Here is a 13,631-nt window from a genome sequence, read left to right on the forward strand (position 1 = left end):
CTGATGAATTGTCGTGGCATGACGTTATTGGAAGTGTTAGTCGCCCTGGCGGTGCTGGCGGTGGCAGGTTTGGCCGTCATCAAAAGTACCGGTGAACAAGTCAGGAATCTAAGTCATCTTGAAAAGAGACAATTTGCCGCTTGGGTCGCTGAAAACCAACTGGTCAGGTTACGTTTGCAAAATGTCTGGCCAGCAGAGCGTTGGCATGAGGGCAAAAGCACCATGGCTGACATCACCTGGCATTGGCGTTGGCGTGGCGTGGCGACATCGGATGCCAAAGTGCGCGCACTGGAAATTGAAGTCAGTCAAGACGAGCGCTATACCGCGTCGTTAGCCGAGCTACGCAGTTATCAAGTGAAATTATGAATCAGGTTAAACAACAAGGGTTCACCCTGATAGAAATGATGCTGGCTATCGCCCTGTTTTCTATCCTTAGCATGGCGGGTTATCAATTGCTGCAAGCGGTGCTACGTAACAGTGAATTGACGCGTCAACACGCCACCAGGCTGACTGATATTCAACGTACTTTTACCTTGATGGAGCGTGATATTTCCCATGCCCGCATTCGGCCAATGGCAGCCTCGTCATTATCTGCCGCTAATGATTTCCATCTGTCGCGATCCGGCAAAAACCATAACCTGACGCTAATTCATGATAACTGGCGCAATCCAGCGGCCTTACTTCCGCGATCCAGCCTGGAGAAAGTGACCTGGCATATTCAGCAGGGAAAACTCGAGCGGTTGAGTCATCACCAGCCCGATAGCCAGCAAGCGCGTCCTAAACTGAGTGTCACACTGGACAATATTAATGCTTTCAAATTGCGTTTTTGGTCACAAGGCCGGTGGATGGATAGCTGGAATAGTAGCCGAACCTTGCCTGAAGGGATTGAAGTTACGCTGGAAACCAGTGACTTCGGTAATTTACAGCGAGTTTTCTTCCTGACGGTGAACCATGAAAAATAATAACCAGCGTGGAATGGCCCTGCTGGTGGTATTGATGATAACTGCCATGATGACCATTACAGCCGTCAATATGAATGACCACTGGCTACGAGCGTTTAATCGGGCTACCAGCACCCAATTTTATCAACAGAGCAAATGGCTGTTGCTCAGCATGGAATCATTAGTTCAGCACCAGCAATTATCGCCTTTGCCAATAGATAAAATTCACCTGGGCCAACCTTGGGCACGCACCGCGCAACAAATCTCGCTGGATGGAAATCAGGTCAGTTTCAGTCTGCGGGATCGTCAAACCTGTTTTAATCTCAATGGCATCGGCCAGGGCGGTGTCACTGGCAAGAAAACAGAACCCGAGCCAGAAACAGAAGAAAAGAAAAAAGAAAAAGAGAAGAAGAAGGAAACGGAAGAACCATTGGCTCCTTATTCCCAACTGGTCTTTCAACATCTGTTGCTGGCACAGGGTTTACATGCAGCTGAAGCACAAAAAATTACTTTTGCGCTGGCTGACTGGTTAGATAAGGACGACATATCCCGTATCACGGCTGGAAGCGAGGCTACGCTGTATCAGACAAGCCGCCCGGTACTTATTCCGGCTAACCGCCCGATGCTCAATATCAGCGAGTTCAGAGTGCTACCCGGTGTCAGTCAGGCGCTATTCCTGCGCTTGAAACCGCTAATTTGTACACTACCCAATCAAAATTTACGTATCAATATTAATACGTTAACTGCCGCGCAAGCACCGCTTCTGGCAGCACTTTTTCTGGGGGAAATGTCGGTAGAGGAGGCACAACAGCTGATTGACAGCCGCCCCGCCAACGGTTGGAACAACATCAACGATATCAAACCCTTTATTGCCGGCAACAATACCTCGTTTGCCAAGGCAAAAACCGCCATTACGCTGACCAGCAACTACTTTGAGTTGTTGCTATGGCTGGATGAAAATCAGCAAAACAATAGCATGCGCAGCCTATTCCAGCGAGATGGAAAGGTTATTAAGGTTCTTTCCCGTCAATACGGTCTGAGTGATTGAAATGAAATCTATGTTATTAAAGAAAAATAAAACATCTTCCGACGAATTATTTATATCTCTTGCTGAAAGTGCGGGACAGCCAGTTCATTGGTATCACCAGCCCAGCCATGGGGATACACAGCAAGGTGAGTTGGTGGATGAAACCGTATTGCATGAACTGCTACCTCTGGCGACTACCAGCCAGATTACATTATTGATTCCGACTAAAAATGTGCTATTAAAAACCGTCACATTCAGCGGCAAATATCGCCATCAAAACCTGGCGGTACTGGCCTGGCAACTGGAGTCATTTTGCCCGGGCGATGTGGAACAATTGCATCTCACGGTGCTGAAACGCCAAGGTACACAGTTCTCTGTCGCGGCAATAGATAAAAATCAGCTGGAACAGTGGCTGGGCTGGTTACGCAGTGCAGGGTTGAGTGCCTCAAGGGCGTTACCTGATGTGTTGGCTCTGCCTGTACCAACCGCGGGCTGGACTGCTGCTCGCTTTAATGACGTCTGGCTAATGCGCCAATCGGTTGATCAAGGGTTCAGTGCTGATGATGAAGAACTGGGGTTTATTCTCGGCCGTTATCCCACCCTACCGGCTATTTTAAGCTACAGCCAGCGTCCAGAAAATGAACCCACATGGCTGCAAAAAAACGTTCAACCCATCTGGCCGCTGTTGGCTCAAGGGGCGCAGAAAAATAGTATCAATCTGCTGCATGGCGATTTCACCCCGCCCCGCACGGCCAAAGTACGAGGAAATAAATTACTGGTCGCTTTAGCGGCAGTTTATCTGCTGACCTTTGTCACTGAACCGACTTTAAGTGGCTACTACGCCCAGCAACACGCCGAGCAAATACAACAAAAAACACAGCAGTTATATCTAAAAAATTTCCCTAGGGCCACGCCCCCTAAACAGTGGATTCAAGGGATAGCCCAGCAAATTCATCAATTGGAAAAAGACATCACGCCCCCCGGCCTGTTGAGTCAACTGAGAGCAGCAATGCCCATCTTGCAATCGTTGACGGGGGTAAAAACGCAAGCGATGGAATGGCAGAGTGAAACGCTGGCATTAACATTTAATCTCGCTGAACCAGAACTATTGGCACGTATCCCGCGTCAAAACGCAAACAAACTCAACATAACTACCCATCCAATGGATCAGCAGCACACGCTGCTAACCGTCAAAGGAGCTAACAATAATGACAAAGATTAAGCAACGCTGGCAGAACTACAGCAAACGTGAGCAATTGATTTTTTCCCTCGGCGGCTTGGTATTGCTTGGGCTGATAGTGAGCCAGGGCATTGTTGCCCCGCTCGAAAATTATCAGCATCAAAGCACACAAAACCTACACAGCGCCCAGCGGGATTTCGCCGCGTTACTGCAACAACAAGAGCGAATCAGCCGTTTGCAGGCGCAACGACCACCGCAATACGCACTGTCAGCTGATCGGGCGCTGCATGAAAGTGCACATCAGAAAAATATGACTATAACTTTGCTGGAAGCTAATGCGAACCGAGCTGTGGTGGCTCCTCTGACTCTTCCTTTCTCCCAATTATTGAGCTGGCTGGAACAATTGGAGGCGCAATATGGTTTACAGGCCAGTCAATTAAAATTGGTTGCTGATGTCGACAATCTCAGCCGGGTTCATATCACCACGTTGGTATTGCAACGCGCCGAGACCACCACATTATGATGGATACATTGTATGCTATCCAAACAATCGCTCCGCTTTGGTGGAGCAGTCTGGCCTTACTGGGTCTGTGTGTCGGCAGTTTTCTCAATGTGGTCATCTATCGCCTGCCACTGATGTTAACCGGTGCGCAGCAAGATGACTTCAACCTCTGCCTACCTCACTCCCATTGCCCAAAGTGCCAAACCCAACTGAAATGGCGAGATAATATTCCACTGTTCAGTTGGATTTGGTTACAGGGGCAATGCCGTTACTGTCAGATTGCAATTCCAGTGCGCTACCCGCTGGTCGAAGTGATGACCATGTTGGTGACATTATTGATTGCCACCACCATTCCATTTGGCAGCCCATTGCTGGCTGCGCTGTTACTCAGTTGGACGTTGATAGCGCTTACCATGATCGATATCGATCATTTACTACTACCAGATAACCTGACATTACCGCTGCTGTGGGCCGGATTATTATTCCATCTGTTTGACGATATATTGCCTTTAAGTGACGCCGTCATTGGCGCAGTGAGTGGATATTTGATTTTATGGAGTCTTTACTGGGCATTTTGGTGGGTTACCCGGCGGGAAGTTCTCGGTTATGGAGATTTTAAATTATTGGCTGCATTAGGAGCATGGTTGGGATGGATGGCGCTGCCTTCTTTACTGCTAACTGCTTCACTAACCGGTATCGCTTTCGCACTGATTTTTCGCTTGCTTAGGAAGCGGCCACTGAACACCGCGCTCCCCTTCGGGCCGTTTCTCGCATTCAGTGGCTGGCTTTTATTTCTACAACAGTACATCCAATAAATTTCACAATACTCTGAGGCGCTAGCGCGGCATAGCTATGTTTAGGTTGCGCTGCGCCTCATCCACAAAATCAACCATCAATAAATTAAGCTCGTTACACAACGACTTTTCACCACTGTTTTCTTTCACCAGCGCCAGATAACGTTCTCGGCTATGTTCGCCAAGTAATTTATATGCCGGAGCACGGGTATCCCAGTGACGAGCCGTCGCCAGTTTTAGTGCCGTTTTTACCAACACCGCCTCATCAGGAACATCCTTTATCTGGCAATCTTTCTGTAGATAATGCGCCCCAGCAACTAATGCGGACAATTGTTTGATCTGCTGCTGGGCTGTCGGTTGTACCGGCTTATTAAGCGGCTGTTGGCAACCGGTCAATAATACTAAAGGTAAGAACCAAGATATTTTACGTATAGCGAATAACATTTTTTAACTCGTCAGCAATAAGGAATTAATAATTTTAAATCAGACGATAAGTCCAGAACACCATTACTTCCTTATTACTCAGGAATAACCTCATTCTAATTTTGGAATGCGTTAGTTCCATATTAGTAAGATAAGCGAAAAGATCTGACCACATTGTATTGATATATCACCACCACCATGATTTATATGGAAAAATAGATTAAAACTCATTCCAAAAAAAATCAATTACTAGCCTTTAATATTTATAATGACAAAGAGTTTCAACATCCCATTTAATTAATCTATGTTTTGTCTGCCGGCAATATTATTTGGTAACAAAGTGTCTGTTAGCAAAATGAATTGCCTTCAATACGAAAAACATGACTCCGATGAAATCGTTCAATGGAAGTTATTTATATAATAGGAAAGGAATAAAACATGAAATTGAATAAAATTATGTTAGCTATGGTCGTTATGTCGATTAGCGGTACCGCAATGGCACATGGCTACATCGAAAACCCACCATCACGTAACTTCCTGTGTAACGCTCAGGGTGGTAGCCTTAATAAAGATTGTGGCGGCGTACAATATGAACCGCAAAGCTCTGGTGAAACTGCTGATGGCTTCCCGCAACAAGGTCCTGTTGATGGCAAACTGGCGAGTGGCGATAACTGGGTGAGTGTCAACCTGAACCAACAAACCGCTGAGCGCTGGACAAAAGTTAAAATGAAAGCCGGCCCACAAGAATTTAAGTGGAAATTTACCGCCGCTCACCCGATTGCTGACTTTAAATATTACATGACCAAACAGGATTGGAATCCTAACCAACCTCTGACTCGCGATTCATTAGATCTGACGCCATTCTGTGTAATTCCAGGTGGCCCGGCTTCGACGACAGGTTCAACCACCCACACTTGTAATATTCCTGAGCGTACTGGTTATCAGGTTATCTACGGCGCATGGGACGTATCTGATACTCCAGGAACTTTCTATAACATGATCGATGCCGAGTTTGACGGCGCGACCGGCGAAGTGGTGGTTTCTGAATGGACCAAATCTATTGGTAACATTGAACCACATGACGATTTAAATGCCGGTGACACCGTGAAACTGCGCATGTTCGACCAGCAGGGTGAGCGTAGTGATCTGGTGGTAGAAATTACTATTGCTGATGCGAAAGAAGGCAAGAAAAACAACTGGTCCCACGCACTGGCCAGCAAATTAAATAATACACACCAAGATATCCGTGCCGGTAAGAAAGATTCCAAAGGCACAGTCACAGCAACACACGGCGCTAACGCTATCTTCATTAACGCCAACAGCAATATCCTACGTGCCGAAGTGCAGATTGAAAAATCACCGGCGGGTGAAGTTTCAGCAACGGATGCAAGCTTCTCTGCCAATGGCATGAAAAAAGAATATCAAATGGCTGACGGCGCACTGGCTATTCATTTCGATGTGAAAACGATGGGCAGCATGGATTTGGAAGCTAAAGTCTTCGCCGCTGATAATTCGGTTAAAGGTTACAAAGATATGACGTTGGAAGATGCTTCGCAGCATGTTTCCATTGCCATGACTGGCCTGAAAGCGGGTAAACATACGCTGGTGATTCTCGGTACCGATGCACAGGGTAAAACTCAGCAACAGAGTATCGACTTTATGGTTAAGGGTGAAACCGTCAAGCCAGAAGTTAAACCTGAAGTTAAACCTGAAGTCGACGGTGCTAATAAGCAATGTACTGCACCGGCCTGGAGCAATAAATCCAGCTACCAAGCCAAAGATACCGTCACTCATAACGGCCGTATCTATATGAGCAAATGGTGGGCTGATAAAGCTTCCGTACCTGGCGATGCTGCGGTAACAGATACCACTGGTAATGGCTCTGGTTGGGGTAAAGTTTGGGAAGATAAAGGCGCGTGCTAATTAAGTAAAATTAATACCGCATGATAACAAGAGGCAGGGGAAACCCTGCCTCACCCGTTTATACTCGTCATACTTCAAGCTGCATGTGCGTTGGCTACGCTCACTCACCCGAATCACTTACAAATGGACTCTCTCGTTTGCCGCCTTCCTGCAACTCGAATTATTTAGGGTATACGATTAAATAAAAAGACGGGTTATTAACATTATTAACGCTATCGGAAACTTTATGAGTTCAATTCCCACCTCAAGTCGCGCCGCATGGCTGGCTCTGGTCGCACGTTTACACTTTTATATTGGCCTTTTTATTGCGCCATTTATCTTTTTTGCTGCATTAAGTGGCACCTGGTATGTCATTGCTCCCAACATCGAAAAAAACCTGTATGCCGAACAGCTTTATTCTACCGGTGAAGGAAAAACGCATCCCTTGATGCAGCAAATAGCTGCCGCACAAAGTGCCGTGGGTGAAAACGCACAAATCATCGCAGTTCGCCCCGCCCCTGCCAGCGGCGAAAGTACTCGCGTGATGTTTAGCGCTACTGGGCTGAATAAGGGTGAGAGCCGCGCAATATTTATCGATCCCGTCACCCTAAATATCTTGGGGGATATGGCAGTATATGGCTCCAGCGGCTCCTTACCTTTGCGTACCTGGCTGGACAAATTACACAGTGGCGCATTGTTTGGCGATCTGGGCAGAAATTACAGTGAACTGGCGGCGTCGTGGATGTGGGTAGCGGCGCTGGGCGGTATTATTATGTGGGCAGTGCAACGGCGTAAAAAAAAGCCAGCCGCTGCAACGAAAAAGACCCATCGTTACCGCCATATCGTTATTGGCCTGACGCTACTGCCTCTGCTTCTATTTATTTCAGTGACGGGCCTGACCTGGTCAAAATGGGCGGGCGATAATATTTCGGTATTACGCACCACACTGGCATGGAAAACACCGTCACTGAACACCGCATTAACCTCAAAAATACCGGGCACCAATGACCCACACGCCCATCACTGCGCCGGCCACGAACCCGGTATGGCGATGCCATCCTATCAACTTTGGCGTTATGATGCCGTATTAGAACAGGCTCGGCTGGCAGGTATTGACGCCGCCAAGGTAGAGATTCGGCCTGGCAGCAGTGCTAATCATGCATGGACGGTCGCTGAAATCGATCGTAGTTGGCCAACTCAGGTTGACGCCCGTGCCTTTGATATCAAAACCATGCAGCTAGTGGATCAACTGAATTTTGATCGATTCCCACTGGTCGCAAAACTGATCCGCTGGGGCATTGATGCCCATATGGGCATCCTGTTTGGTGCCGCCAACCAACTCGTGCTGATATTTTTTGGTCTGGGACTGTGCAGCACCATTATCATGGGTTATTGCATGTGGTGGCGTCGTCGGCCTAAACACCAACGTTTCCCTGTGCAAGGTTCGTTGATGTCCTCATTGGGTCGCTTATCACTGACGGGTAAAGCCCTCTGCCTGCTCCCCACCTTGTTGCTAGCCTTTAGCCTGCCACTGATGGGTATCAGCCTGGCAGCATTCTTGCTCATTGACAGTTTATGTTGGTTCAAAGCCCGTAAGCTTAGAAATGCCGACTTGAAAACGGCATAAGCAAAGAATTTGATGGAAAATAACGCTCTGAAGAGAGTTCAGGGCGTTTTAATCGCAATAGAAAGAAGCAAAGTAAGAACATTGGAGAAAAAATGATAACTTTTTCATAAATAGAGTATCCGCACTTAAACAGAAATCCGTACAATTCCGTTTCGCTTGCAATAATTAAGTGCATATCATTATTCCCACCACTCCTCAATGCCACTGTCGGAATTATGATAGAAACGAAAACGTTAAATATAGCCATGATCGAAGATGAACCGTTCAGTCGCCTTGCGCTAATGGAGATCTTAAAAAAGTATCCTTATCATCACAATAAACCGGAACGTCAGCTGATTTACAGCGCCTTTTCATTGCAGATCGCAGGTTGTGTCAGTAATGCACCTGAGCTAATCCACTTACTCAAAAATACCCCTGCGATAGAGGTATTATTGTTGGATTATTCACTCACAGACGATGAAAAAAAGGCAGATACATCACAGCCTCAAGATGGGGTTGGGCTTATCAAGCGACTTCTTCAGTTGTACCCCGCATTGAAAATCATTGTACATACCGCCCATAAAAATCTGATGGTAGCGCGTCTGGCCTGGCAAGCGGGAGCATGGGGGTTTGTGCAAAAGAGTCTCGATACTCAAGAACTGTTTTTTGCTATTTCGTATGTCGCCCGAGGTAAGAAATTCTTTCCTATTGAGCTGGCAGCTCTGCCTCCATCCACGACGAAAAATGCGCAGCATGCTTTAACAGAGCGTCAAACTGAAGTGCTGAGAATGTTACTAAATGGCGTGAAACAGAAAGAGATTAGTATGCATCTAAATATCAGTTTTAAAACGGTATCCAACACTAAAACTCGCGCTTTCAAAAAACTGGGGCTGACTTCAAATACCGATTTTTTCCATTATGCCCATGAAATTTCTTTATAAAACCTACCTGACATCATTGTTTTTTTTGCTTTTATTGACGAACGGCTATGCTGTCGCCATCACTTTTTCACCACAAGAACAGCATTATATTAATACTCACCCGGTGGTGAAATATGGTATTTCCCCCCATTTTTATCCTATTGAAAATTTTAATAGTACCGGGGAGCATATTGGGCTGACCCGGGATTATATCGATATTATCTCCGCCGCCACCGGAATAAAATTTCAGCCGGTATTCAGTAACAATAGCATTAGACCTTTTGTGAATCTGCAAAGCGGCCATGTCTCGCTACTCACCAGCACATCCAGCGCTTTTGCACAGGCTAAAGGGCTGGCAAGCAGTATTCCGATGTTTTCTACCTGGCCGGTCACCGTCACGCGCAAAGCCACACGACATATCGTGACTCCGGATGATCTGCAAGAGGGTTATGTTTCCATCACTGACTATTTATCGCTGATTGAGTGGTTTACTGGGCAATATCCCAATATTAATTACAAGATATCGCGTTCGCCCGAGGAGGCAATTGGTGAAGTGATACACGGGCGAGCAAAAGCTGCCGTCGTCCTCTCGCCTACGGCCCTCTATTATATGAACGTGGTTCATCCCGGGCAGTTAAAAATGTCCAATCCTCATAAAGTCAAGATTCCCAGAGTGATGAGTGCACGACCCGAAGACCAAATCTTGATCGATATTATTAATAAAGTCATCGCGTCCGTTTCCGCCAAACAGCAATCTGAACTCATGGCAAAATGGATGCTCAGCGACACTCTTTCGCAACCGGATAATACCCAACCAAATTGGTACTACTATAGCCTGGTCACTATCTTATTATGCCTGTCGTGTTTTGTTTTTTATCGTAACCGGCAGCTAAAAATGGCATTCATCCGACTGGGTTCAAAAAACAATCTGGAGCTGTCGGTTATTGCGCACGAATTACGTACGCCACTGATTGGTATTTTGACCGCCTGCGAAGGGCTGGTAGACAAAATAGTCTCAACCAGCCAGCGCGAAAGACTCACTAATGTTATTCATGTCACCCGCGAATTACTGGATAATCTTGACCTGTCACTGGATAACGCCAAAATCAATGCCGGTTCGGTAACACAAAATCCACAACCACAGTTACTGGCTGAATTGTGCGATACCACGGTCAAACTATTTATCAGTTTTGCCGAAACACACGGCACCACAATTCAGGTTCGCTACCTATCGAAGCAGTTTTTTTTACCCCACTTGTTCGATGGCACTCTGGTCTCTCAGGCGCTGAACAATATCGTCAGCAATGCCATTAAGCACACCCATGACGGTATGGTATTAATTGAATGCTCATTGCTACAAGTGGACGGCAAGAACATGTTTAGCATTGAGGTGATAGACACCGGCACCGGGATCCCCAGCAAGGTACTGGCACGGCTTTCAGAACCTTTTTATCAGGGCAAATTCTCTCGTACAGATAGCGACACCCCACACCCTAAGGGCACTGGGCTGGGATTATTTGTGGCTAAGAAAAATATGCATCTCACCGGTGGACATCTGGCCATTGTCAGTCAGCCGGGGGTCGGCTCGCGGGTGACCATTGCCCTACCCGCAATTGCGGCCCATTATGCTATCGAAAACCCGCTACCTGAAGGGCTACATATCATCATGCCCACTGAGATACCGTCCTCATTGAGCGGTGAAATTACTCAGATTCTGGATGGCTGCGAGTTGCCCTATTACTCTGCCGCTGAGCCACTCCCTGCTGCGGCTCGTGGGCCGGAGATTGATCTGCAACTGGATGTAGCGCAAAAACACTGGCAACTACACCATAAGCAAGGGGATTCGGTGATTATCCCGCGCCCGGTGTACGCCTCGGCACTCTACCTTACCATCACCGATTTATGTAATGAGGAGCAGCCGCTCGAGAGTAGCAGTGACAGCCCTGAGTTACATCTCCCTACTACCATCATTACAGAATCACGGCGTCTGTTGGTGGTAGAGGATGAGCCACTGCTGCTGGAAGTTCAATATGAACTGTTTAGCAGCATGGGGTTTCAGGTCGATGCGGTAGCGAACACGCAGCAGGCGTATCAGAGCTGGTTACAACACCACCATACTATTATTGTGACCGACTGTCGGCTTGATGAGAGCGACGGCTTTGAACTGGTACGTCACCTGCGAAAACTGATGCAAGATAGCCCAGAGCAGGTGCTGATTATCGGTCAATCAGCTTCACTGAAAACAGAAGATGCGCAGCGCGCCCGTGAAGTCGGTATGGATTACCTGCTACAAAAACCGGTTGCACGCGAACAATGGCAGCAATTGATACGTGACTATTTCGCCTCAGGAAAATAACAACAAGTAAGCCAACGGTCACAACTTGGCTCCGAAAAGTGAAAGCCTCCATGGCGTTTGAGTGACAAACTATCATTTTTACATAATCCAACGAGGCCACCATGCAGATTACTTTTTTAAACCAGCAAACAGCTTCATTGTCTTTAATAACAAGAGTAACCCTACTCTTACTGAGTGCACTAAAGCAGAGAAAAACCTTCAAAATATAATCGATAAAGTATTAAATATAACTTCAGTCTCATCGGAATATCGATACTTTATTTATCTCCACTGGTGTACGGAACAAGAGTGGTGAGGTGGTCTGTCAGCTCAGCATTAAATGCCGTTTCAACGGTGAGCTTCGTCAGCATACGAGAAAACTGATTGAGATCGGCTTCGGTTTTAAGACCTTTAGCCAGTTCGGCAGCGAGTGCCCTGAGTTTTTTTCATCCATAATTTTCCTGTCTCTGTTACTGGAGTGAACATATCAAAAACAGGCAGATACACAATTTAAATTAAAGTCTCGCAAAACCAATATGGCGTTGTCCTCTCCCTTTGATAATCAGAATGATATTGGTTTTTCCGATTCTGAACAGAATTCTTCCTGGCTAATTTTATCTCCCGGTGACATGGCGATAATTTTCCCACAAGAATGGCATAAGCCTGCCTGTACTCTTCTATCATCTCAGCTATTAAGGAAAGTCGTCGCTAAAGTTCACTGTTCATACCGACTAAAGTAAAGACTCTTCTCCCTAACAATGACCCAAGCGCCTTGCGAATCAAGCAGGTGTATTTTATTTTCCGTTGTGGCAATATACATATCATATATGTTTCGTATAGGTGCTTTATGGGAATTGTTAAAATCTCCGATTTGATGCATGAAAATCTACGCATCGCCAGTAATGCCATGAGCCGGTCAATTAACGCACAAGCCGAGCACTGGCTCAAAATGGGTATGCTGGCCGAACTTTATCCCCAATTGAGCCACCATGAGCTGGCCCGAGCCCTGGTTCAGGTTGAATTACAGGGCGGGGCTGACATTGCCAGAATCATCCAGAGTGACACCCATACGTTTAATAAAGAAGAGAATGCGCAATGACAACAGTAAAAATTCACTCACCAGCAGAAATTGAAATGGCGCGAGCCGCAGGCCAAGCCGCCGCGAAAGTGCTGGAAATGATCACACCTTATGTCCGCGCTGGGGTCACAACAGATGAAATTGATCGGTTATGTCACGATTACGTCGTTAACGAACTGAAAGTCATCCCTGCCAATATAGGCTATCACGGCTATGCGCACACTGTTTGTACCTCGGTCAATCATGTGGTTTGCCACGGGATTCCGTCGGATAAAAAACTCAAAAATGGCGATATCGTCAATATTGATGTCGCTATTATTAAAGATGGTTGGTATGGCGATACCAGCAGAATGTACTATGTTGGAGAAACGTCGGTCAGAGCTAAGCGTTTGGTGGATATCACTTATTTATCGATGGTTGCTGGGATTAAGGTGGTACGCCCAGGGGCAACACTCGGGGATATCGGAGCAGCTATTCAACAAGTGGCGGAAGGTGCAGGTTTTTCTGTGGTGAGGGAGTATTGTGGTCACGGCGTGGGTCAGGAATATCATACTGCACCACAAGTCCTGCACTATGGGACGCCAGGGCTAGGTATGCCGCTGAAAGCGGGAATGATTTTCACCATTGAGCCGATGATTAATGCCGGTAAAGCCGCCACCAGCGTCCTGTCTGATGGTTGGACAGTTGTCACCAAAGACCGCTCTCTTTCAGCACAATGGGAACACACTATTGCCGTGACTGACACCGGTTACGACCTACTGACACCTTGGCCTGAAGGCACCGGAGAATACGCTGCCATTTAGTTACTTAGGCTGCTGACAAAGTTAATTAGCGGGGAAATGGGCCCCTATTTATTTAAAATGTAAGAGCAGTAAGCCGTCGGAGCGCCCATTGATGCAGTCGCTCCGTGAGTTTCCGAGCAA

General features: G+C 46.8%; 13 protein-coding genes and 1 pseudogene. 13 read left to right on the plus strand and 1 reads right to left on the minus strand.

Annotated elements, in window-relative coordinates; all coding sequences use genetic code 11:
• Positions 1–3 precede the first annotated feature (3 nt).
• From gspI to FGL26_RS12240, 6 genes are read left to right on the plus strand one after another with little or no spacing between them, the layout of a single operon-like run.
• A complete protein-coding gene (gspI, locus tag FGL26_RS12215) occupies positions 4–366 on the plus strand; it encodes a type II secretion system minor pseudopilin GspI (RefSeq protein ID WP_005173839.1) in 363 nt (120 codons plus the stop codon).
• A complete protein-coding gene (gspJ, locus tag FGL26_RS12220) occupies positions 363–962 on the plus strand; it encodes a type II secretion system minor pseudopilin GspJ (protein WP_005173843.1) in 600 nt (199 codons plus the stop codon). The genes gspI and gspJ overlap by 4 nt, the downstream gene beginning before the upstream one ends.
• The gene (gspK, locus tag FGL26_RS12225) at positions 952–1,989 is read left to right on the plus strand and encodes a type II secretion system minor pseudopilin GspK (RefSeq protein WP_005173846.1); all 1,038 of its coding nucleotides are present in this window, start codon (positions 952–954) and stop codon (positions 1,987–1,989) included. The genes gspJ and gspK overlap by 11 nt, the downstream gene beginning before the upstream one ends.
• A gap of 1 nt (position 1,990) precedes the next feature.
• Positions 1,991–3,190: a type II secretion system protein GspL gene (gene gspL, locus FGL26_RS12230; RefSeq protein ID WP_032903061.1), complete on the plus strand. Its 1,200-nt coding sequence runs from the start codon at positions 1,991–1,993 to the stop codon at positions 3,188–3,190.
• Positions 3,177–3,671: a type II secretion system protein M gene (locus FGL26_RS12235; RefSeq protein ID WP_005173852.1), complete on the plus strand. Its 495-nt coding sequence runs from the start codon at positions 3,177–3,179 to the stop codon at positions 3,669–3,671. The genes gspL and FGL26_RS12235 overlap by 14 nt, the downstream gene beginning before the upstream one ends.
• A complete protein-coding gene (locus FGL26_RS12240) occupies positions 3,671–4,465 on the plus strand; it encodes a prepilin peptidase (protein ID WP_032903074.1) in 795 nt (264 codons plus the stop codon). Before FGL26_RS12235 ends, FGL26_RS12240 begins: the two co-directional genes overlap by 1 nt.
• A gap of 21 nt (positions 4,466–4,486) precedes the next feature.
• Here the strand turns inward: FGL26_RS12240 and gspS are convergent, their stop codons facing one another.
• Positions 4,487–4,888: a type II secretion system pilot lipoprotein GspS gene (gspS, locus tag FGL26_RS12245; protein ID WP_005173858.1), complete on the minus strand. Its 402-nt coding sequence runs from the start codon at positions 4,886–4,888 to the stop codon at positions 4,487–4,489.
• A 417-nt stretch (positions 4,889–5,305) separates the two neighbouring features.
• Here gspS and gbpA point away from each other — a divergent pair, with 417 nt between their 5' ends.
• From gbpA to map, 7 genes and pseudogenes are all read left to right on the plus strand, one after another.
• Positions 5,306–6,790, plus strand: a complete 1,485-nt coding sequence (gbpA, locus tag FGL26_RS12250) for an N-acetylglucosamine-binding protein GbpA (protein ID WP_005173861.1) — start codon at positions 5,306–5,308, stop codon at positions 6,788–6,790.
• Positions 6,791–7,016: 226 nt separating this feature from the next.
• Positions 7,017–8,396, plus strand: a complete 1,380-nt coding sequence (locus FGL26_RS12255; RefSeq protein WP_005173864.1) for a PepSY-associated TM helix domain-containing protein — start codon at positions 7,017–7,019, stop codon at positions 8,394–8,396.
• 215 nt (positions 8,397–8,611) lie between these two features.
• Positions 8,612–9,316 carry a response regulator transcription factor gene (locus FGL26_RS12260; protein WP_005173866.1) on the plus strand — a complete coding sequence of 235 codons (705 nt, stop codon included), beginning with the start codon at positions 8,612–8,614 and terminating at the stop codon, positions 9,314–9,316.
• A complete protein-coding gene (locus FGL26_RS12265; protein WP_170219576.1) occupies positions 9,300–11,651 on the plus strand; it encodes an ATP-binding protein in 2,352 nt (783 codons plus the stop codon). The genes FGL26_RS12260 and FGL26_RS12265 overlap by 17 nt, the downstream gene beginning before the upstream one ends.
• 500 nt (positions 11,652–12,151) lie before the next feature.
• Positions 12,152–12,370: pseudogene (locus FGL26_RS21955) on the plus strand (YhcH/YjgK/YiaL family protein); the annotation flags it as partial.
• Between the two features lie 107 nt (positions 12,371–12,477).
• On the plus strand, positions 12,478–12,729 hold the full coding sequence (locus FGL26_RS12275; protein WP_005173870.1) for a ParD-like family protein: 252 nt from the start codon (positions 12,478–12,480) through the stop codon (positions 12,727–12,729).
• Positions 12,726–13,511: a type I methionyl aminopeptidase gene (gene map, locus FGL26_RS12280; protein WP_032912899.1), complete on the plus strand. Its 786-nt coding sequence runs from the start codon at positions 12,726–12,728 to the stop codon at positions 13,509–13,511. Before FGL26_RS12275 ends, map begins: the two co-directional genes overlap by 4 nt.
• The last annotated feature ends 120 nt before the right edge of the window (positions 13,512–13,631 follow it).

Origin of the sequence: Yersinia enterocolitica subsp. enterocolitica, assembly GCF_901472495.1 — a bacterium.
In the GTDB taxonomy this organism is placed as follows: Bacteria; Pseudomonadota; Gammaproteobacteria; order Enterobacterales; family Enterobacteriaceae; genus Yersinia; species Yersinia enterocolitica.

Bases quoted from the DNA above. Each gene is read 5' to 3' on its own strand.
- gspI (WP_005173839.1), top strand. From the start codon at position 4: ATGAATTGTCGTGGCATGACGTTATTGGAAGTGTTAGTCGCCCTGGCG.
- gspJ (WP_005173843.1), top strand. From the start codon at position 363: ATGAATCAGGTTAAACAACAAGGGTTCACCCTGATAGAAATGATGCTG.
- gspK (WP_005173846.1), top strand. From the start codon at position 952: ATGAAAAATAATAACCAGCGTGGAATGGCCCTGCTGGTGGTATTGATG.
- gspL (WP_032903061.1), top strand. From the start codon at position 1,991: ATGAAATCTATGTTATTAAAGAAAAATAAAACATCTTCCGACGAATTA.
- FGL26_RS12235 (WP_005173852.1), top strand. From the start codon at position 3,177: ATGACAAAGATTAAGCAACGCTGGCAGAACTACAGCAAACGTGAGCAA.
- FGL26_RS12240 (WP_032903074.1), top strand. From the start codon at position 3,671: ATGGATACATTGTATGCTATCCAAACAATCGCTCCGCTTTGGTGGAGC.
- gspS (WP_005173858.1), bottom strand. From the start codon at position 4,888: ATGTTATTCGCTATACGTAAAATATCTTGGTTCTTACCTTTAGTATTA.
- gbpA (WP_005173861.1), top strand. From the start codon at position 5,306: ATGAAATTGAATAAAATTATGTTAGCTATGGTCGTTATGTCGATTAGC.
- FGL26_RS12255 (WP_005173864.1), top strand. From the start codon at position 7,017: ATGAGTTCAATTCCCACCTCAAGTCGCGCCGCATGGCTGGCTCTGGTC.
- FGL26_RS12260 (WP_005173866.1), top strand. From the start codon at position 8,612: ATGATAGAAACGAAAACGTTAAATATAGCCATGATCGAAGATGAACCG.
- FGL26_RS12265 (WP_170219576.1), top strand. From the start codon at position 9,300: ATGAAATTTCTTTATAAAACCTACCTGACATCATTGTTTTTTTTGCTT.
- FGL26_RS12275 (WP_005173870.1), top strand. From the start codon at position 12,478: ATGGGAATTGTTAAAATCTCCGATTTGATGCATGAAAATCTACGCATC.
- map (WP_032912899.1), top strand. From the start codon at position 12,726: ATGACAACAGTAAAAATTCACTCACCAGCAGAAATTGAAATGGCGCGA.